Annotated in this window: 20 protein-coding genes and 1 pseudogene; 7 read left to right on the top strand and 14 right to left on the bottom strand. The window is 68.8% G+C overall.

Going from position 1 to position 19,955, the window contains the following annotated elements; all coding sequences use genetic code 11:
* Positions 1–4: 4 nt before the first annotated feature.
* Entirely contained in the window at positions 5–634 is a 630-nt protein-coding gene (locus tag AC5Y6X_RS16190; RefSeq protein ID WP_420715850.1) for a YqgE/AlgH family protein, read from the bottom strand.
* A gap of 117 nt (positions 635–751) precedes the next feature.
* Between AC5Y6X_RS16190 and AC5Y6X_RS16195 the strand changes: the two genes are divergently transcribed.
* Positions 752–2,038 (top strand): MFS transporter, encoded by a 1,287-nt coding sequence (locus AC5Y6X_RS16195; protein ID WP_499987513.1) that lies wholly within the window; start codon positions 752–754, stop codon positions 2,036–2,038.
* A gap of 12 nt (positions 2,039–2,050) precedes the next feature.
* Positions 2,051–2,824 carry a TIGR03084 family metal-binding protein gene (locus AC5Y6X_RS16200; protein ID WP_499987515.1) on the top strand — a complete coding sequence of 258 codons (774 nt, stop codon included), beginning with the start codon at positions 2,051–2,053 and terminating at the stop codon, positions 2,822–2,824.
* Positions 2,825–2,831: 7 nt separating this feature from the next.
* Here the strand turns inward: AC5Y6X_RS16200 and AC5Y6X_RS16205 are convergent, their stop codons facing one another.
* The 7 genes and pseudogenes from AC5Y6X_RS16205 to AC5Y6X_RS16235 form a co-directional block, all read right to left on the bottom strand.
* Entirely contained in the window at positions 2,832–4,040 is a 1,209-nt protein-coding gene (locus AC5Y6X_RS16205) for a PPE domain-containing protein (protein WP_499987516.1), read from the bottom strand.
* Between the two features lie 20 nt (positions 4,041–4,060).
* A complete protein-coding gene (locus tag AC5Y6X_RS16210; RefSeq protein ID WP_499987518.1) occupies positions 4,061–4,363 on the bottom strand; it encodes a PE domain-containing protein in 303 nt (100 codons plus the stop codon).
* Positions 4,364–4,522: 159 nt separating this feature from the next.
* Complete coding sequence (eccCa, locus tag AC5Y6X_RS16215) at positions 4,523–8,641, bottom strand: type VII secretion protein EccCa (protein WP_499987520.1); 4,119 nt, start codon at positions 8,639–8,641, stop codon at positions 4,523–4,525.
* 3 nt (positions 8,642–8,644) lie between these two features.
* Complete coding sequence (eccB, locus tag AC5Y6X_RS16220; RefSeq protein WP_324675715.1) at positions 8,645–10,141, bottom strand: type VII secretion protein EccB; 1,497 nt, start codon at positions 10,139–10,141, stop codon at positions 8,645–8,647.
* A gap of 51 nt (positions 10,142–10,192) precedes the next feature.
* Positions 10,193–10,510, bottom strand: coding sequence for a DUF2710 family protein (locus AC5Y6X_RS16225; protein WP_324675964.1), 318 nt, complete (start codon positions 10,508–10,510; stop codon positions 10,193–10,195).
* 32 nt (positions 10,511–10,542) lie between these two features.
* Positions 10,543–11,634 carry a DUF5631 domain-containing protein gene (locus AC5Y6X_RS16230; protein WP_499987735.1) on the bottom strand — a complete coding sequence of 364 codons (1,092 nt, stop codon included), beginning with the start codon at positions 11,632–11,634 and terminating at the stop codon, positions 10,543–10,545.
* A gap of 2 nt (positions 11,635–11,636) precedes the next feature.
* Positions 11,637–11,970 (bottom strand): annotated as a pseudogene (locus AC5Y6X_RS16235) (hypothetical protein); the annotation flags it as partial.
* 82 nt (positions 11,971–12,052) lie between these two features.
* Here AC5Y6X_RS16235 and AC5Y6X_RS16240 point away from each other — a divergent pair.
* Complete coding sequence (locus tag AC5Y6X_RS16240; RefSeq protein WP_324675719.1) at positions 12,053–12,196, top strand: hypothetical protein; 144 nt, start codon at positions 12,053–12,055, stop codon at positions 12,194–12,196.
* Position 12,197: 1 nt separating this feature from the next.
* Here the strand turns inward: AC5Y6X_RS16240 and AC5Y6X_RS16245 are convergent, their stop codons facing one another.
* From AC5Y6X_RS16245 to AC5Y6X_RS16270, 6 genes are all read right to left on the bottom strand, one after another.
* Positions 12,198–12,509, bottom strand: a complete 312-nt coding sequence (locus tag AC5Y6X_RS16245) for a DUF2694 family protein (protein WP_324675721.1) — start codon at positions 12,507–12,509, stop codon at positions 12,198–12,200.
* Positions 12,506–12,823 (bottom strand): ESX-1 secretion-associated protein, encoded by a 318-nt coding sequence (locus AC5Y6X_RS16250; protein ID WP_499987522.1) that lies wholly within the window; start codon positions 12,821–12,823, stop codon positions 12,506–12,508. The genes AC5Y6X_RS16245 and AC5Y6X_RS16250 overlap by 4 nt, the downstream gene beginning before the upstream one ends.
* A gap of 14 nt (positions 12,824–12,837) precedes the next feature.
* Entirely contained in the window at positions 12,838–14,262 is a 1,425-nt protein-coding gene (locus AC5Y6X_RS16255; protein WP_499987523.1) for a DUF4226 domain-containing protein, read from the bottom strand.
* Positions 14,263–14,398: 136 nt separating this feature from the next.
* Positions 14,399–14,761 carry a DUF4226 domain-containing protein gene (locus AC5Y6X_RS16260; RefSeq protein WP_324675727.1) on the bottom strand — a complete coding sequence of 121 codons (363 nt, stop codon included), beginning with the start codon at positions 14,759–14,761 and terminating at the stop codon, positions 14,399–14,401.
* Positions 14,762–14,811: 50 nt separating this feature from the next.
* Positions 14,812–15,606 carry a C40 family peptidase gene (locus tag AC5Y6X_RS16265; protein WP_499987736.1) on the bottom strand — a complete coding sequence of 265 codons (795 nt, stop codon included), beginning with the start codon at positions 15,604–15,606 and terminating at the stop codon, positions 14,812–14,814.
* 38 nt (positions 15,607–15,644) lie between these two features.
* Positions 15,645–16,463, bottom strand: a complete 819-nt coding sequence (locus AC5Y6X_RS16270; RefSeq protein WP_324675731.1) for a helix-turn-helix domain-containing protein — start codon at positions 16,461–16,463, stop codon at positions 15,645–15,647.
* 141 nt (positions 16,464–16,604) lie between these two features.
* On the opposite strand from AC5Y6X_RS16270, the gene AC5Y6X_RS16275 reads away from it, so the two are divergent.
* From AC5Y6X_RS16275 to AC5Y6X_RS16290, 4 genes are all read left to right on the top strand, one after another.
* Positions 16,605–17,021, top strand: a complete 417-nt coding sequence (locus tag AC5Y6X_RS16275; protein ID WP_324675733.1) for a WhiB family transcriptional regulator — start codon at positions 16,605–16,607, stop codon at positions 17,019–17,021.
* 56 nt (positions 17,022–17,077) lie between these two features.
* A complete protein-coding gene (locus tag AC5Y6X_RS16280; protein ID WP_499987525.1) occupies positions 17,078–18,460 on the top strand; it encodes an acyl-CoA dehydrogenase family protein in 1,383 nt (460 codons plus the stop codon).
* Positions 18,461–18,521: 61 nt separating this feature from the next.
* The gene (locus tag AC5Y6X_RS16285) at positions 18,522–19,493 is read left to right on the top strand and encodes a pirin family protein (protein WP_499987527.1); all 972 of its coding nucleotides are present in this window, start codon (positions 18,522–18,524) and stop codon (positions 19,491–19,493) included.
* Positions 19,490–19,831, top strand: coding sequence for a GNAT family N-acetyltransferase (locus AC5Y6X_RS16290; protein ID WP_499987529.1), 342 nt, complete (start codon positions 19,490–19,492; stop codon positions 19,829–19,831). The genes AC5Y6X_RS16285 and AC5Y6X_RS16290 overlap by 4 nt, the downstream gene beginning before the upstream one ends.
* The last annotated feature ends 124 nt before the right edge of the window (positions 19,832–19,955 follow it).

A 19,955-nucleotide genomic window follows, 5' to 3' on the forward strand; every position in this document is an offset into this window, starting at 1 on the left:
GGCGCTAGTTGCGGCTGACGTCGATCGGGTGGGTCGCGAGCAGCGAAAGCGGCAGCGGCTGGCGGCGCAGCACCTGCCCCCACAAGTCGGCCCGGGGCCCGACCAGAACGTCGGATGGCAAGGCGGACAACACAATCCAGTCGTCGCGCTCGATCTCGCCCTCGAGCTGACCGATGGTCCAGCCCGAGTATCCGGCGAAGATCCGCACTCCCTCCACCACGGGCGCGATCAGGTCGGGCTCGGCGTCCAGGTCGACCATCACCATCCGGCCGGCCACATGCCGCAGGCCCGGCACGCCGTCCGGGTCGGCGCCCACTCGCAACGCCGCCAAACACAGTGCCGCGTCACGCTTGACGGGCCCGCCGATGAACATCGTCTTCGGCTTGGCGGCGAGTTTGGCCCACTGCGGCAACACGTTGTAGACCGCGGTCTCGCTGGACCGGTTGAGCACCACACCCAGTGTGCCGCCGTCGTTGTGCTCGACGATGTAGATCACGCTGCGCCGAAACGTCGGTTCGAGCAGGTCGGTGTTGGCGAGCAGCAACGTACCCGCGCGCACCCGCTGCGCGGCGGGAGCGACATGGTCCTCTGGATCTTCGGGCGGCACAGCACCATCATCGCATTCCCGCGGCATCGTCCGGTGGAAACGGGCCCGCCCCAGTCGCATTTGTAATGTTATTAGAGCGGCGTCGAGTTCGACGGCCCCCTGCCAGCCCCGATCGTGGAAGTCGGTTCTGTGTCTCAAACCCGGATGCGCACGCGAGCACGCGTCGAACTCTGGCGGTCGGTGCGCGGCCTGCCGGATTTCTGGCGATTGCTGCAGCTGCGCATGGCGAGCCAGTTCGGTGACGGCCTCTTCCAGGCGGGGATGGCGGGGGCGCTGCTGTTCAACCCCGATCGGGCCGCCGACCCGATGGCGATCGCGCGGGCGTTCGCGGTGCTGTTTCTGCCCTACTCGCTGCTGGGGCCGTTCGCCGGGGCGCTGATGGACCGGTGGGATCGCCGGCTGGTCCTCGTCGGCGCCAACATCGGCCGGCTGATGTTGATCGCGGTGATCGGCACGATCCTGGCGGTTCGGGCCGGCGAAATGCCGCTGCTCGTTGCGGCGCTGGTCGCCAACGGCCTGGGCCGGTTCGTGGCATCGGGGCTGTCGGCGTCGCTGCCGCATGTGGTTCCGCGTGAACAGGTGGTGACCATGAACTCGGTGGCCACCGCGGCGGGCGCGATCGCGGCCTTCCTCGGTGCCAACTTCATGCTGGTGCCCCGCTATATCGTCGGCGCCGGCGATCGGGGAGCGTCGGTCGTCATTTTCCTGGACGCGATCCCGGTGGCGACCGCGTTGCTGCTGTCGTGGCGGTTCGCCCCCCGGGTGCTCGGCCCGGACGACACCAGGCGTGCGATCCACGGGTCGGCCGTCTACGCGGTGGTCACCGGCTGGCTGCACGGCGCGCGCACGGTCGTGAGCTACCCGACGGTGGCCGCCACCCTGTCCGGCCTGGCCGCGCACCGGATGGTGGTCGGCATCAACTCGCTGGTGTTGCTGTTGCTGGCGCATCACACGAAGGACCCGGCTGTCGGCGGGTTGGGCATCGCGCTGGTGTTCTTCGCCGCCTCGGGGCTGGGGTCCTTCCTGGCGACGGTGCTGACCCCGCCCACGGTGCGGCGGTGGGGGCGCTATGCGGCGGCGAACGGCGCGCTGACGGCGGCCGCGCTGATCGAGTTCGCCGGGGCCGGACTGTGGCTGCCCGTGATGGTGGCGTGCAGCTTGCTGCTCGGCGTGACCGGCCAGATGATCAAGCTGTGCGCCGATTCGGCGATGCAGATCGACGTCGACGACGCGCTGCGCGGCCACGTGTTCGCAGTGCAGGATGCGCTGTTCTGGGTCGCGTTCATCGCCTCGATCACGCTGGCCGCGACCGTGATTCCGCAAGACGGGCATGCGCCCGGGTTCGTGCTTTTCGGGTCGGCGCTGTATCTGCTCGGGCTGGTCGTTCACGGCGTCGTCGGCCGGCGGGGCCAGCCGGTGGGCGGCCGTTAAGGTGGGGCGATGATGGCGGGACCCGGGCCGATCGTGGCCGACTTGCGCGCCGAAAGCGACGATCTCGACGCGTTGGTGGCGCCCCTTCCGGCCGAGCGCTGGGCGGACCCGACGCCGGCGCCGGGCTGGACCATCGCGCACCAGATCGCACACCTGCTGTGGACCGACCGGGTCGCGCTGACCGCGGTGACCGACGAGGCCGCGTTCGCCGAGGTGCTGGCCGCCGCGGCGGCGGATCCGGTCGGCTTCGTCGACACCGCCGCAGAGGAGCTGGCGGGCGTGGCGCCGGCCGAGTTGCTTGCCGACTGGCGGGCGACCCGCGGCCGGTTGCACGAGGCGCTGCTGACGGTGGCCGACGGGCGCAAATTGCCGTGGTTCGGGCCGCCGATGAGCGCGGCCTCGATGGCGACCGCGCGGTTGATGGAGACCTGGGCGCACGGGCTCGACGTCGCCGACGCCCTGGGCGTCACCCGGCCCGCCTCCGAGCGGCTGCGCTCGATCGCGCACCTGGGGGTTCGCACCCGCGACTACGCGTTCGCCGTCCACAACCTGGCTCCGCCGGCCGAGCCGTTCCTGGTCGAGCTGCGCGGACCCGGCGGCGACACGTGGTCATGGGGACCGCCGGATGCGGCCCAACGGGTCACGGGCTCCGCCGAGGACTTCTGCTTCCTGGTCACCCAGCGGCGCCCGCTGAGCGCGCTGGACGTCGCGGCGCACGGGGCGGACGCCCAGCGTTGGCTGGAGATCGCGCAAGCCTTTGCCGGCCCACCGGGCCCCGGTCGCTGAGCGCGACCTACGCGTCCTGCGGGTCCGTCCTGTCGCCGCCGACCACGACGCGGGCGCGCGTCACGGCGTCCTTGTCCGATTCCGGACCGGTCCCGCGCGCCAGCATGCCGGCCGGCGACATCGGCATGGGCGTCCCGCCCATCCCGGTCGACGTCGTGGGCCCGCGCACGTCGGCGGCGTTGAGAACGCCGGCGCGCAGGCTGGTCGGGCGGCCGCCGGCCTCCGGCTCGAAACTGCTGGTGGGGCGGGTGTAGCTAGTCAGCGCGGCGCCCGGGAAGCCGCCGGCTCCGACCCCGCCGCCGACGCCCGCGGCGCCCGCACCCCCCGCGGCCCCGCCGCCGGCCAGCACCGGTTCCGCGAGGGCGCCGGCCGAAGCGTTCGGCGCCCCGGCCGCCGAGAACATCCCGGTCATCGACGAGAGGAACCCTTGCGGCATGCTGCCGACGCTTTGAAACGCGTCCATCGGCGCCTTGAACGCCTCCTGCAGCGGCTGGGTCATCCCGGACACCATCGACATCGGCTGGCCGAACATCGAACTGAGCTGGCCGCCGGCATCGGCGGGCGCCGAACCCGCCTGCCCCGCGGCCTGGGTGGCCTGACCCGACGCCTGCACCGCGTTGTTCATCCCGCTCTGCGCCGCCGCTTGGGCGACGGCCTCACCCGCGGCCGCCGGGGCGGCGGGCGACGCGCCCATCGGCGCGACCGGTGGGGGAACGGCCAGCGCGGCGGTCAACGCGCTCAGGGCGGCGGAATAGAGCCAGCCCACCCTGGAATTGTGCGGCCAGTGACCGCCGTGGTACTCGGACTCGTGCGCCACGATGTTCGGGCCGTTGATCCCCATGAAGTTGGTGTCGTACAGCGCCTGGGTCTCGACGCGATTCCTGATCGACATCACCGACGGGATGACCGATGACCGCGCAATGGTAAACGCCTCCACCGCGGCCTGGGTGACGCCGATCTTGTGCGCCGTCCACCCCACCAGGGTGTGCAGCCCGACGTTGAGTCCGGTGTTGGCCACCAGCGACGCGACCGCGCCGGCGCCCTGCCAGTTCGCGGCCGTGGCCATGGCGTTGACGGTGGACAGGCCGGCGGCCAATTCCTTGTTCGCGGTTTCGGCGACCCACACCGCGTTGTTGGCGATCACCGACGCCGGGCTGCCCGCCTCGAAGATCAGCGCGACCGTTTCGGGGGGACCGCTGAATCTGGGGTCGGCCATTGGTGCTTACGGCTTACGGGCTATAGGGCGCTGGCGGCCGCGCGCGCCGCCTCGGTGGCCTCGGTGGTGGCAGACGCCAGACCCTGGGCGCCCGAAAAGGCGGCCCGCTGGCCGACGTGCTCGCCCGCGGTCGTCAGGTAGGCGGCCCCAGCGGCGTTCAGCGCGGCCGCGAATTCCGCCGAGTCGGCGTCGGTGGCCATGGGCATCACGCCGGTGAGTGCCGCGGCTCCGGCCGCTGTGGTAGCCGCCATCTCCTCGCTGATCCCAGCCTCCGCGGCCGACGACAAGTTGACGGCCCCCGGAGCCATGCCGAACGATGTCATTTCTGCCTCCGTGTATTAAGTGCCCGGTCCACCCGCAGGGGGATATATACCCCCAATGCCCGAGCTTCCCACCCATATGTTGTGTCCGCGGCGAAACCGCGCGGAATTGCCTGATTCTATGGTGGTCACCAGTGGGTGTCGACTCACCCGCCAGCTCCATTAACTGGAGCTACCGGCCGCCCCGCCCGGGTCACCCCATTCGGGTTCTCCGACCAGCACCCCTTCCATCGCCCCGTCGGTCGTGACCAGCAGGCCACGGCCGGGGGGAAGTTGCTGGGCGCTCACCCTGCCGAACACCTTCACCGCCGCCGGGTCGTTGTCCATGAACAGCGTGGGCGCCCGCGAGCTGGTCATCTTCTGCACGAACGGATTGGTCACCGACACCCCGGCCCAGTTCCCGGGCAACCGGGAGGCGATCACGTGCAGGCCGATCTCGCGGCTGCGCTCCATCAGTCCCCACAGCGGCGCGGTGGCCGCGTTCTTGCCGATCACCCCGTGCGGGCGCAGCTCCTGCTCGTCGTCGATCAGGATGAAATGCTGTGGGCCCTCCCACGTGCTGCGGCTCAGCAACTCCTCCTGGCTCAGGCCCGAGGGTGGGAGGCGGTCGCGCAGGACGGCCGCCAGCCCCTCGATCACCTCGTCGATGTCGTCGGCCGTGTAGGCGTACGCGCGCACATGCGGACCCCGGATCTTGCCGATGAGCGATGTCTTGGGGTCGACGATGGTGATCTGCGCCTGCTCGGGATCGAACCGGCTCATGATCGCCTGTCCGAACGCCGCCAGCGTCGTGGTCTTGCCGCACAGCTGGCGGCCCAGGACGAGCATGTTCGGCAGCGTTCGCGCCGGCAGGGCAACCGGCTGCAGCGCGCTTTCGCCGATCGCAAACGGGATGTTGAGCGGGTCGGCCGCCTCGGCGGTGGCCGCGAACGCGCCGATGATCTGGCCGAGCTCGACCCGCTCGGGCAGTCGCGCCAACCTCTCCAGCCGGCCCGCGCCGGTCACGTCGGCGATGACCGCGCCGATGTCACGCGTCGCCACCCGCTCACCGGTGGCCGACGTGAGCTCCGGCACCCCGACGAGCAGCTCGTGGCCTTGCCGGGTGACCCCGAAGCCGGGGCGGTCCAGGGTGTTGCGGGCGGCCTTCCTGCGCTCGAAGCCCTCACCCATCTGGGTCTCGTCGGGGTTGCTCAAGCGCAGCTGGATGCGCGCGTTCGACACGTTGACCAACTGCTGCTTTTGCCCCACCAACCACGCCGTGGCGCTGGTCATGACGTGCACGCCGTAGGACAGGCCCTGGCGAGCGATCCCGATCAGGCGGTCCCCGAGCGGGGTGTTCTTCTCGTACAGGTCGCTGAAGTTGTCGACGACGAGGAAGACGTCGCCGAACTTGTCGTCGGGGTCGGTGCCGCCGCCCGCCGCCGCGCCGCCGAACCGCCGTTCCCGGAATTCGGAGATGTCGATCTGGTACTGCTTGAACGACGCCTCGCGGGCCAGGATCAGCCCCTCGACCGAGGCGATGGTCCGCGACACCCCCTCGGTGTCGGTCTGGCTGACGACGGACGCCACGTGCGGCAGCTCTTCGACCGGATACAACGACGCCCCGACCGCGAAGAACGTGACCCGCTCGGGCCGATACATCAGCGCGGCCGACGCCATCAACGTCATCAGCGTGGTGGACTTGCCGCGCTGCGCGGTCGCGACCACCATGATGTTGTCCATCTCGGCGTCGATGGCGTGCACCCGCTGGTCGTGCTCCTCGGGAATGTCCACGATGCCGACCGGGAACACCAGTCCCGGGTTCTGCCCGTAGTCGACGTGCCATGGCTTGCCGCGCCAGCGTCCGACGAGCGCGTCGATGGGCTCGCTGACTTCCAAAGGCGGAAGCCAGATTTGGTGCGGTGGGCGCGCGGGGTGGGAGCTCAGCGACTCGCGGATGATGTCGACGAGCTTCTTCTTGCGGAAGCCGTCGGCGTGGAAGAGGAACTCGTCGGGCTCCTCGGGCTCGTCCGCGACGGCCAGGGCCGCGGCGTCCGCCTCGCTGAGCGGCTGGTACGCCCACGTGAACGCCCGCGGTTGCGAAAAGCTCACGGCCACGGTCTTGTTCACGTTGACCACCCGTTTGGGCACCACGAAGGGCGCCGACACGTAGAAGCACCGGAACTGATCCAGGTCGCGCGGTCCGACCTTGAGCAGAGCGTACCCGTTTTCCTTCGACGGCAGGTGCAGCGCCGCGTCGCTGCCGATCACGTCGCGCGAGTCCTCCGCGGTCTCCGCGCGCAGGGCGACGCGGAATGCGATGTTGCTCTTGGCTTTACTCAGCGATGACAGATCCAGCCGCTGGCCGCCGAGGGTGAAGAAGACGTTGCAGCCGCGGCCCTCCTGGCCGATGTGGATGACCAGATCGATCCACTCGGGGTGGTGGATGAACAACTCGAGGTATTCGTCGATGATCGCCAGCAGGATCGGCACCGGCTCCAGGTCCCTGCCGGCGAGGCGCATCTCCTCGTACTCGTTGGCGTCGCGGGCTCCGGCCTCCTTGAAAAGCCGGTAACGCCTGGCGATCTCGCCGTTGATCGCCTTGCGCATCCGCTCGGCCAAATGCCGGTCGTCCTTGCCCAGGTTGGACAACGAACCCGCGACATGGGGGAACCCCTGCAGGTCCTGGGCGGCCGACTCGAATTTCATGTCGACGAAGATCACGATGAACGATTCCGGCGAGTGCGTCAGCGCGATCCCGCTGCACAACGACAGGAAGTACTCCGACTTCCCCGAGCCCGACGTCCCGATCACGACCGAGTGAAACCCGAAGCCGCCGAAGTCCTTCGCGCGCAGGATGATGTATTGCAGCTCGCCACCCTGCTTGACGCCGACGGGCACCATCGCCCACTTGTGGTCGCCGCGGCCGCGGCTCTCGGCCCAGAGCCTGTCGACGTCGAGCTCCCGCGGGTCGCTGATCCCCAACGCGCGCAGCAGTTCGCCGCCCTGGCTGTCGGTCTCCGACAACTCTCCGGCGGTCATCGGGGACCAGCGCGCGAGCGCCCGCGCGTACCGGTTGGCAGTGCTCTCGGCGAGCATGTCGGCCACCGCGTAGAAGGTGCCGCGGTGGGTGAGCCTGCCCTCGCGCAGCCCGAAACGCTCGCTGTCGTCGGTGAATCCGACGCCGACGCCCGGTCGGGTCGCCAGCCGCAACACGGTGATGCCGGCCATGCCCTTCTGGCCGGTCACACCCTCCCATTGCTCGGGCGTGCCGACGTTGTCGTCGACGATCACCCAGTGCGGGCCCAGCGCCAGGCCCGGGGCCGACTCCATCGGCGACGGCATCGACGTCGGGCTGGTCCCGACCGGCGGCGCCCACGGCCCGCGACCCTTGCGGTGCAGCTCGGGGTCGAGCGCCTCTTCCAGTTCCGTCGGCGACGCGAACACGAGCCGGCGCAGCCCGCACGCGTCGAACATCTCGTCGTGCTGATTGTGCGGCAGCCACACGATCCAGGACCACAGCTCGGGGTGGCGGGTGACCACCATGAGCTTGACGTCGTTGGGGCCGTGATAGACGGCCAGGGAACACAGGATCGCCCGGGCGAAGCTGTGCAGCTCGCCGGGATCGTCGCCGATGAAGCTGAACCCGGGCTTCGACCGCAGGCTCAGCACCTTGCCGATGCCGCGTATCTTGCTCTGCTCGAGGATGAAATCCCTTAGCGCGCCGCCGGTTACGGGTTCGAGCTCTTCGCCGATGGGCACGTCGGGCCACTGCAGCGACACCGCCGATTCGCTGGCCTGCTGCACGCCGATCCCCAGGCGCACGTCGAGGAAGTCGGGGTCACCCGGGCGCCGCTCCCACATCCGCGGACCGCCGATGACGGTGTCCAGCTTCTGCGGGTCGCCGTGCACGAACAGCTGGCTGCGCCGCTGTTCCTGAGCGGCGCGCTGGACTTCTTCGCGGTCCTCGTCGAGCTGGCGCAGATAGCTGCGGCGCTGCTTTTCCTGCTCACCCCAGGTGATTCGGCGTCCCCGGCCGAAGCGGCCGCTGAACATCAGCGTCCCGAAACCGACCAGCCCGATCATCGGGAAGAAGCCGGACTGCAACGAACGGATTCCTGAGGCGTACATCACCACCAGGGTGCCGATGATCCCGACCAGCAGCGCCGGCACGGCGATCATCAGCAGGATGTTGCGCGGCTCCCGCTCGGGCAGCGCCAGCGGCGCGGCGACGGCGACCCGCACCGGCGGAACGCTCGGCGGCGGCTTGCGGCGGCCGCGGACGAAACCTCTTTTTGACATTGCTCAACCCCCGCTTGTCTGGTCGCTGGAATCTGGAATGGGCGCCACGGCGCCGCCCCCGGACACCGAATCGCGCGCCACCAGCGCGGCGTCGCGACTGATCGCCGGGCCGGGCGCGAACGTCCGCACTATCGGCCAGGGCGCTTGCACCGCCAAACGCGGATCGAGCCCCAGCGCCTTGAGTGTGCGCTGATCCGATTGGATGCCGTACCGAACACCTTGCGGCGAAAGCCAATACAGGCTCTCCCGGCTGTCGGACGTGCTGACGCCGCTTGTGGTGGTGACGAAGTTCGCCGCACCTGGCAGCATCAAGGTCTGTTGTGCCTCGGGCGAATTGGGGTCGCGGTCGTCGCGGACCAGATGCACGACGCGATCGTCCATGCCGATCGGGACCGGCAAACCCCGCCCGCTGAAGACGGTGATCCTGGCCTGCGGGTCGCCGGGTTGCTTTTCCCATCCCACGCACGTCACCGGATTCGCCGAGGTGTCAATGAATTCCATCTTGCCCGACGGGTAGTAGTCGACGTCGAGCACGTCGACGACCGGGATCTGGATCAGCTTGTCGGGCGCGACCAGGACCGGTGTCGTCGTGCCCTCCGAATCCGCGGTGCGCAACAAGTCCGCGACGAAACTGGTGATCTTCTGCACGCCCGTCGGCAACAACACATAGAAGCCGTTGACGGTGCCGTTGGCGTCGCGGGTTTCCAGCACGCTGCCCACCGTCGAGCCCGGCAGCCACCGCGATGGCGTGCCGTGACCCGGAATCACCGGCAGCACAAGGGGTTCCGTCGAGGGCATCGCATCGAAAAGGGCGTTGGAGATCTCGATCGGATACGTCACGCCGGGGTCAAGACCGAGGTTGAACGTCACCGACCGGTCGGTCGGGTCGATGCGGGAGCGTTGCCCCTTCCAGATCACGTAGGTCGCGCCCTTGTGGGTCACCAGGATGGCCTGCGCCGGGCCCATGGCCGCCGACCGGCCGAACGGCGAGAGCTGGCCCGCGATGGATGTCACCACCGGAGAAGTTCCGCTGCCCCGGGTGGCCGCGGTGTCGCAGACCGACCAGGCCGACACGGCGCTCGCCGTGATCGGCAGGCTGTCCGGCGCCCCCGGAATGCCGATCATCGCGCCCGTCGGGTACTTTGCGATCTCGCTCGCCTTGACCCAGGTGGGCGCGCTCGCGTTGCCGATCGCCAGCCGCGCGGAGGTCAGGTTGAGCGCGGGGTAGAGGCGTCCGTTGATCTTCGCGTAGACCGCGCCGGTGTCCCGGTCGCCGATGATGGCCGACTGGCCGACCAACCCCGCGGGCTTCATCACGTGCAGCAACGCCATCCAGCCGAGGCCGATGAGGACGAGCACGATGGACAACGCCACCGCCGCTTGCTGTTTGCGGTCGTCGTGCTTCATCCGCACCGAGAACCTGGTGATCGCGGCCCGCAACCGCCGGTTGTAAAACAGGTGCCCCGAATTCTGATCCCGGTTGGACAGATTGAGCGGCACGGTCCTTCTCCTTTCGGCGGTCGATGCGGTTGTGCTGCATCGACCCCGACGTCACTGCAGCTGGCCCCCATATCTTTCCCGGTTATCGGCCTCCGCCTCCTCGCGGAGGGCGGCGATCACCAGGTTCAGCCTGTCGGCCAATTCTCCATGGGCGTAGCCGGTCATCACGCCCGGATGCAGCGTCAACTCGAGCAACCTACCGTCGGAGTTCGCCACCGCACGAATATCGCCCATGTCCACGCTGTACGTGACCGTCTCGGCCTGCGCGACAAGAGCCTCCCACTTGTCGGCGGCCTCGCTCAATTCACGCAAAACCGATTCGACGAGATCCTTGTCGCTCAGATTCGCGCGACTGCCCGATCCCGACACGCTGTCAGTATCGTTGACCCCTCCAACCAGCGTCAATTCATGGATTTGGGGAGTTCGGCGGTCCACTGGCTGGGCGGCGGCTCGTCGAGCTTCCGGAACCAGGCGAGGTGATAGTTCGCCGATATCGAGTCCCCGGCGACAAGGCTTTCGGTGGCGGCCAGCAACAGGCAGTTGAGCAAGAGCGCGGACCCGGCGTCGGGATACTGGGTCAGGAGTTGGTGGCGCGCGGTATCGAGGTGGACCCGCAACAGGTCGACTTCTTCCGCTACGACGCCGGTACCCGCGGCGGCCGCCTTGGCCAAGGTATGCACCATCCGGGGCAGACCGTCGCGCCAGTGCGTAGCTCGCCCCAGCTCCCAGCCCAGATCGTCGACCGCCGGCAGTTCTCGGGGCTGCACCGACGATTCCGTCGCCGCGAAGTCGGCCGGCCGGCCGATCGCGTCGCCCGGGGTGTAGGTCGCCATCCGCGTCGCCTCGCCGATCAGCGCGGCGACCTTCCCGGCGCGCCGCCCGGGCTCCAGCAGCCGCACGCCCGCCGGGAGGCTGATCCCCGGAGGTATCCAGCCGTGCGCGAGGTCGGTGACCAACAGCGTCGTGCCGTCCGCGAGATCGGCGACGGCCCAGCTCAGCCGCGGTTCCTGATGGACGACGAACGCGAGTTGCCGCCGCAGCCGTTCGTCGTCGGATTCGGCCACCGCCGGGAGCTCGACGGTCTCGGGGACCTCCGGGGTCTCCGGGATTTCCGGGATTTCCGGTTCCTCCGGGGTTTCCGGTTCCTCGGGGATTTCTGGTTCCTCCGGGATTTCCGGTTCGTCGGCGAGCGGCGCGGGCTGCGGTGCCTCCGGGGCCTCGCCGGCCGCCGGCTCCGGCGTGATGGCCGTCGTGACGGCGTCGTCCTCGTCGGGGGCCCGATGCCGGGCGGGCGAAATCTCGGGAACCTCGGGAACCTCGGGCTCGCCCGGGGCCTCGGCCACCGCGGCATCCGGCGCCGGGGGAGCGGCGGCGGGTTCCACATCCGCGACGACCGGGATGACTTGCGTCTGGTGGATGTCTCTGCCCGCGAACCGCTGGGTGACCTGCGGGCGCCGATGTCCCGCGAGCATCTCGGCCTTGATCGCGCGCACATGGCGAAGCGTCGATTCGACTCGCCGCTCGGCGTGGGCGCGGGCTTCGTCGATGACTCGCGCCTCTTCGGCCGCCCGGGTGGAATCGGTCATGTCCGCCCGCTTGATGACCCGCAGCTGATTGTTGGCGCGACGGGTGATCCGCTGCAGGTCCTGCCTGAGATAGTCTGCGAGCGCAGCGGTTTCGCCGGTTGTGGTCGACAGTTCGTCAGGCCAGAGCCCGCCTGTCACCCAGGGGGTGCAGTCGACCTGAGAGCTGAAGGCCGGAATCTCCAGTGATTCCCGGGTAGCCCTCCGGAGGCGCTGGCGCGCCGCAATCCGACCGAAGATAGCCACCGGCCAAGCCTACCGGCATCTGGCAGATGCTTTATGCGGACGGTGAATTGTGCGGATGCGACGGCCTGGGTAGCGTGGGGGCATGGCTGATTCTGCGCTGCAGCAGCAGCTCGACGAAGTCCGCGCTCTGCTGAGCCGCGCGCGAGAGTTGTTCGGCGCCAATCCCATCGAGCCACCAACCGATATCGCGCCCGATCCGGACATCGTCAAGACCTGGGTTCTCTAGGTCAACGCGCGTCATCGCGGCGGCGCAGTTTATGCGCCAGCAACTTCTCGATCGCCGCATCCAGGTCGTGCGGGGTCGGCACCGCCGCGGACGGGGTGTGCCCGGCCGCCACGATTTCGTCGCGAACCTCTAGCAACGCCTTCAGGCACGACACATCGGCGGTCAAAAGGATGCCCCTTGCCAGGGTTTGGGCGTCGGTGTCCATCGCCTCTTCGCTCAGGGCGACGCTGTGCATGTAGCCGCCGCGGCACGAGCGGACCAGGATGTGTCCGCTCGGGTGAACCGTGTCGAAGGCCGGATTGGCGTCTGTCATCGACCGCCGTCGACGATGCCGCCGAGCTTGCCGGCCGCATCTTCCTCGTGCTGGTCCCACACCGCCGCCGACGTATTCAGTTTGTGCGCCATCTCGGCGTGATCGTTGGCTTGTTGCTCGTAGCACTGGCGGCGGAGCTCGAGCAGCTCCCGTCCCGCGTCGCGAAGTTCGCCGAAGATGGGCCCCAGTGAGTCCAGGCTCTCCTGAATCGCAGGGTGCGACGACGGCACGGTCCGCAAGTACTCGGAGGTGTCCCGGTGATGCGCGGCGGCGTCACGTAAATGCGCGGGCACCACATGGATTCGGTCTGCCATCTGTTGTCTCCTGTTCATGCCGTGGTCGACGTGCCTGCCGGGCGGGTGGGCGCCGGCGCGTCGTCAATGGCCGGCGCGGTCGCGACCGCCACCGGCGGATGCTCCCAGCCTAGAAAGCTTGGCCCGGTTACGGTGGCGATGTGCTGAATCTGCCCGTCGAGAAGGGCCTTCTCGTGGCCGAGGGCCAGCGCGTGCCGGTCGGTGAACATGCCGATGTCGCCCGGCGCGACTTGCAGCGCGTCGATCGGATCGGTGACCGCGGTGCCCGGCGCGGGAATGATAATTCCCTGCTGGTGGAAGGCATCCGCGATCGACGCCCCGCCGGTCGCGGCCTTGATCGCCGCGGCCAGCTGCGGGCTGGCGGCCGTCACGGTGTCGCCGTCGGGCAGGGTCACCGGCGTCGGGCCCGCCGGCTGCGGTTCGCGCTTGTCGGCTGACTCGTCCTGCTCGCGCTCCTCGTCCTCCGCGTGCTTGTCGGCCTCCTCGGGCGAGGCGTGGTCCATCGCGTCGGCGTCTTCCGCCCCCGCCAGCCCGTCGTCCGTACTCCCCGGATCGGTGCGCTCTTGCGGCCCGCCGAACGGCAACCCACCCGGGCCGCCCCAACCGACCGGTGAGGCCGGCGCTGCGCCCAGCCCGGGTAGACCACCAAAATTGGGAACGCCCGGCGCGACCGGCGCCGCTGGCGTGCTGGATGTTGGGCCCTGCCCGGATGGGTCCCCGGCCGGCAGCCCGGGATCGTCGGCCAGCAGCGAATCCAGTAACGGATCCCATCCGGGGTCGGCAACATCCGCGGATTGACCGGCGGTGCCACGCACGGGTGCACTCGTGGCGGCGCCGGGCGCCGGCCCGCTTTCGCGCGAAGCGCTCGGCGCGCCCTTGGACGCGTCGTACAGCGCCGTCCACGCGGCCATCAGTGCTGACTTCGACGTGTCGTCCAGGCTCGCGTTCGCGACCACCGCCCGAATGTCCCTGAGCTTGCCGATGAGGAACCGCTGGAAATCGCGCGCGCCCGCGGGCGTGTCCAGATCGGACCGGGTTTGGACGGCCGCTTCGGTTTCGTGCTGCAACTTGGTCAGCGCGTCCCTGCCCTCGACGGTCTTCAGGTGCGCGTTCATGATGGCCGAAACCACTTGCAGGTCGAGCTGCGAGCTTGCCGAATTCTGGTGTGCCAGAGCGGCTTCGGCCTCCGCTATGGCCTCGGCGGCGGCACCCTCCTGCCGATCCGGCAGCGGTCCGCCCGGCAGCGCGCGGGCGTCGAACAGGTCGGGGTGCTGCCGCCGGATCTTGAGCAGAATCGCATCCAGGGTTTCCGCACGCGTGGTGGGGGTGACCACGGCGGTCAGCTCGGCCGGCGTCAAACCCGCCTGCCAGGCGTTGGGATCGCCGGTGCGGTCGCGCACGCGTTTGACCGTGGTGAGCAGTTCGTCGTAAGTCGACATCGTCTAGGCGAACAACGCTGCGTCCCGGTGCGGGCGGTGTCGCGACCCCTCCATGCCGCGTGACAGTACTCAGGCGCAAACTCGGCGACAATTCACCTCGACAGGCCTGTGAATGAACGCACCGCGCGGCTTTCGGCTAGCCCGGGGAGACGGTGTAGTGCGCCCGGAGCTCTTCCAGCACAGCACTTTTCGCACGGTCGAGCTCGTGCGCATCGGCGACGATCGCCGCGATCTCGCGTTGCTTGGCGACCAGGAAACGCTGAAACTCGCGGACCCCCAACGGAGTATCGAGAGCAAGGTCGTTCCGATCCGGTGCCGCGCGTTCGATTTCGTCGGCGATCGCATCGAGCCGGCGGATGCTCTCCCGTATCGCGGTGTGAGCGTTGGCAAGCACCTCGGCCAGCACGCGGTCGGCGTCGGCGACCGTACCGTGTTGGTCTGCTAGCGCCGCCTGACGCGCCTGAATGGCGGCTAGCGAAGGCCCGGACGGTTCCGACATGGGTTCAACCTATTCATCGTGCCCAGCTGGATCCGGGCGGTCGTTGCTTCTCATATCGGTCGGCGGATCGCAACGTTACTGCCCAGCTGGCTGATCCGCACCGAGGCGCCCGAGTAGGGGGCCTCGACCACCAGGTTGTTCCCGATGGCCAGCTGTACGTGTCCCGCATGGGGAAAGACGAGATCGCCCGGACGGACTTGCGAACGGGGCACCGGGATCCCGTCGTTGATCTGCTGATACGTGGTGCGGTCCAGGTGAATACCCGCCTGCGCGTAGGCCCATTGGACCAACCCCGAGCAGTCGAACTGGTCGGGGCCCGTCGCGCCCCAGACATACGGCCGGCCCAACCGTGACAGGGCGGCGCGCACCGCCATCCCGGCACGGCCGTTCGGTAACGGCAGCCGCAGCCCGGCCAGTCCCCGGCCGCGATGGTGCGACATCCGGTACCGCAGCGCGCGCAACGCCGCTGAATGCCGCCGGGCGCGAAGCCGGGTCGCCAGCACGTGCGCCCGTTGCGCGTGCAGCCGGGCGACGCGGCGCCGCATCGCCTCCCGTTGGGCCATCGGGGTAACAGGGGTGGTGGCGGCATCGGCGCGAGCCTCGTCGAGGACGTTCTTGGTCAGCTCGCGCGCCTGCGCCCGATCTCGGTGGGCAGCGGCGATCACGCCCGTCGCCGCGGCATCCGTGCGCGCCGTCGACCGCAATGTCTCCCGTCCGCGCTCCGCCAGCAGTCCGTAATCACCATGGACCACACCACTATTCAGTTCTGCAGATCGCGACAGCAATCTTCTGTAATGCCCGCTGTTCGCGTCCAGCGTCGCGTGCGAAGTGCTGCCGGTAAACATCTGATGCGCGCGACTCAGCGCCGCGATGTCGCTTTCGATCACTGTTCCCCCTCGTCAGTGTCCGCGTCCGTCGTGACCTCGTTCGTCGTGGGGTGAGCCGTCGTGTCCTGGGTCGTCGACTCGACGGCGTCCGTGAAAGCGCGCACGCGGGGGAGCGCTCCGGCCGGGATGACCCCGCGGTTGCGGATGTCCCACATTTCGTCGCTGCCGACACCGAGCAATGCCGCGACGATCGGCTCCGGCAGCGACGAGCGCGCGCAAGCCCGATCAAAGCGCGCGCTCAAGCTGGCTGGCATCCGCTCCAGCAGCGCGCTGCGCGTCGCCTCGAGCTCCCGTAGATGCTGCATGAGCCGATCCGTCGAGTCGGCGCCGGCGTTCACGGCCACCCGCCATGAGCTGGCGGCCAGCATCTCTGCCTTCACGCATTGTGCGATCACAGAGAGAATATACGTCTCATATTCGTTTGATGTCGTCGCCGGCAACCGATCGATGACAGATTTGAGGGCGTCGAGTTGCGCTTCGGCATAACCTTCCAGCACTTCGGTGTCGCTGTGACGGTCGACGACCACCGTGCCGGCGGGCCGCGCGGACGCCGGTTCGGGCGGCTGCGCGGCGAGCAACCGGGCCAGCTCCGCGTCCGGATCGGCGGCCACCAACAACCGCGAGTAGGTGCCGGGCGGCAGACCCAGCCCATTCTCGACCTTCTGAACTGTGCTTTTGTGAGGCTTGCGGGCCCCGCGCTCCAGATAGCTCAGTCCCATGACGCTGACGCCGGTCGCGGCGGCGAGTTCGGCTAGCGACCAGTCACGCGACTCGCGCAACGCGCGGATGGCGGCGCCGGCCGATTCACGGCTCACGGCAGGCTCCGGCCATAGGCCGGATATTACACAGGCCGGGTCGCTAGGCCCTGTATATACGTTTTTGTCACGTTTCGCTTGCGCTAACCGGTTATGTGCGTATACGCTTTTGCCTACGTTTCATTCGACAAGGAGACCAGCATGGGACATCCCTGCGCAGCCAACCCGGAACTATGGTTCGGCTATCCCGACGATGACGGTGGCGACGGCGCGGCAAAGGCGCGCGCTTACGAGCAGTCCGCCACCGAAGCGCGGCTGCAATGCCTGCGCCGTTGCCCGTTGGCGCAGCAGCGGCGGTGTGCCCAGCACGCCATCGCGCACCGCGAGGAGTACGGCGTCTGGGCGGGCGTCAAACTTCCGGGTGGGCAGTACCGCAAGCGCGAACAGCTCGCGCGTGCCCACGACGTCCTCCGGCGCATCGCCGCGGGCGAGATCAACTCCCGCCAGCTGCCCGAAAACGCGGCCCTGCTGGCCCGCCGCGAACATGACGTCGTCGCGGCGCCCGCGGTGGTGGTGCACCTGCCGCTCGCGCACGTCGGGCCCCGCTCGGCTGCCTGAGAAACGCCCTGGCGGTCGGCAGTTTGTTGCCCCGGCATACGGGGTAGTGCGCATCCATGGCGTTCGACCTGACTCCGACGGCCGCACAGCACGACCTGGCCCGGCGCACCCACGAGTTCGCCGAAGAAGTCATCCGCCCGGTCGCGCTCGGCTACGACCAGCGGCAGGAGTTTCCCTGGCCGGTGCTGGAGGAGGCGGCCCAGCGCGGCTTCTACAGTCCGCTGTTCTACCGCGATTTGATCGGTGATCCGACCGGCATCTCGCTGCCGATGTTCATGGAGGAGCTTTTTTGGGGCTGCGCCGGAATCGGGTTGGCGATCGTCATGCCGGCGCTGGCGCTGTCGGCGATCGGCCAAGCCGCTTCCCCCGAGCAGATGTTGGAGTGGGCGCCCGAATGTTTCGGCACACCAGGCGATCTCAAACTTGCCGCGCTGGCGATCTCCGAACCCGAGGGCGGCAGCGACGTCCGCAACCTGCGCACCCATGCCCGCCGCGACGGGGACGACTGGGTGATCAACGGCCACAAGATGTGGATCGGCAATGGCGGCATCGCCAACGTGCACGTCGTCAACGCGGTGGTCGACGAGGAACTCGGCCACCGCGGTCAGGCGCTGTTCGTGGTGCCCGGCGGCACGCCCGGACTGAAGATGGTGCGGAAGCTCGACAAGCTGGGTTGCCGGGCGTCCCACACCGCCGAGTTGCTTTTGGAGGACGTCCGGGTTCCCGCGGCCAACCTGCTTGGCGGGCAAGACAAGCTCGAACACAAGCTCGCCAAGGCGCGCGAGGCGGCGGCGGGCGGACAACGTTCCGGCTCCGCGACTTTGGGCACCTTCGAGCAGACCCGCCCGATGGTCGCCGCGCAGGCGATCGGGATCGCGCGCGCGGCGCTGGAGTACGCGACGTCCTATGCCACCCAACGGGAAGCGTTCGGGGGACCGATTATCGACAACCAGGGCATCGCGTTCCCGCTGGCGGACCTGGCCACCCAGATCGACGCCGCCCGGCTGCTGACCTGGCGTGCGTCGTGGATGGCCGCCAACAACGTCGCCTTCGAGCGGGGGGAGGGCTCGATGTCGAAACTCGCCGCCAGCGAGGTGGCCGTCAAGGCCACCGAACGCGCCATCCAGACCATGGGCGGCTGGGGCTACGTCACCGACCACCCGGTGGAGAAGTGGTATCGAGATGCCAAGCTGTACACCATCTTTGAGGGCACCAGCGAGATTCAGCGGATGGTCATCTCGAACGCGCTGGGCGCCGCCGTAGGTACACCGCCGCTGCATGTGGTGATCGAGCCGTCCGGGGGACCACTGAACCGGGTTTTCGGTCGCGGCACGCCATTGCGTTCTCGCGCCGCAGACGTCGCGTTGTCGATGCAGGATCGGATTCCCGAGCCGGTGATGCGGCTCGCCATGAAGGTGCTGCGCCCGCCCGGGCGATGACCGGGGCTTGGGTATCGTCGCGGTATTGGCGCCGTCCGGCACCCACGATGGAGGGTGAACGATGAGCAACCTCGAAGCCGCGCCGGCCGAAGTGGCCTGTAGCGCTTCACGGGTTGCGGGCATCGAGGTGCTACATCCACGGGAAGTCCCGCTGGGCGGCCCGAGGGCGCTACCCGTCCAGCGCACGCTTCCGCAACGGCAGCGCTCGTTGATCGGCGCGTGGTGCTTTGTCGACCACTACGGCCCCGTGACCGCGAGCATGGACGTGCCGCCCCACCCGCACACCGGGTTGCAGACCGTGAGTTGGTTGTTCAGTGGGGAAGTGGAGCACCGCGACAGCGCCGGCGTGCACGCCATGGTCCGTCCCGGCGAGCTGAACCTGATGACGGCGGGTGCGGGCATCTGTCATTCCGAAGTGTCGGTGGGGTTGGGCACCGTTCTGCACGGCGTGCAGCTGTGGGTGGCGCTGCCTGATTCCGATCGCGATACCGGACGCGACTTCGTTCACTATGCGCCCGAGCCGATTTCGCTGCGCGGCGCGGTGGCGCGGGTGTTCATCGGGGAGCTGGCCGGCGGCCGTTCACCGGTGCGCGCGTTCACACCGCTGCTCGGCGCCCAGCTCGACCTTGACGCGAACGCTGAACTACAGCTCGACGTCAACCCGGCATTCGAACACGGCGTGCTGTGCGATGCCGGTGGCGTGCGGATGGGCGGGACCGCTCTGGCGGTCGCCGACCTTGCTTACCAGGGTCCCGGCACCTCGACACTGCGGCTGCAGAATATGGGGGAGCGGCCAACGCGAGTTCTGCTGCTGGGCGGGGCGCCCTTCACCGAAGAGCTGGTGATGTGGTGGAACTTCGTCGGGCGCAGCCACGACGACATCGTCAGCTATCGCCAATTGTGGCAGGACGCCGACGAGCGGTTCGGCGCCGTCCAGGGGTATCGGGGGCCTGTCGCCCGGCTGCCCGCACCGCCGCTGCCGACCACCCGGCTGCGGCCTCGACCCATACCGGAGAGAAAGGATCCCGAATGACCACCGACAAGACCGGTGCGCCGACCACCGTCACCGCGAGGCACCAGACCTACACCATTGCCGTCGACGGAAAGACCGTCGGCCACGCCGACTATGCGGACCGTGGCGACCAGCGCGTGTTCCACCACACCGTGGTCGATCCCGAATTCGGCGGCCGCGGCCTGGCGACCATCCTGGTCGAAGAAGCACTCGATGACGCCCGTCGTGCAGGCAAACGCATCGTCCCCGTGTGCTCGATGGTTGAAACGGTGCTCAAGAAGCATCCCGAATTCGATGACATCACCGACCCGGTCACCGCCGAGGTCACGGCGTGGTCAAAAACTCAGCCCAACGGCTGAGGCCCGTTTCGGTGGCGTCGGGCCGTTTTCTCGAGCTAGTACAAAAGCCGGTCGCCTTCATGGTCGGGTTGACTCATCCAACCCTTGGGTTCCAACGCTATTCGACTTTCGCCAGCGCAGTTAT

This window comes from Mycobacterium sp. NGS26, assembly GCF_059813025.1.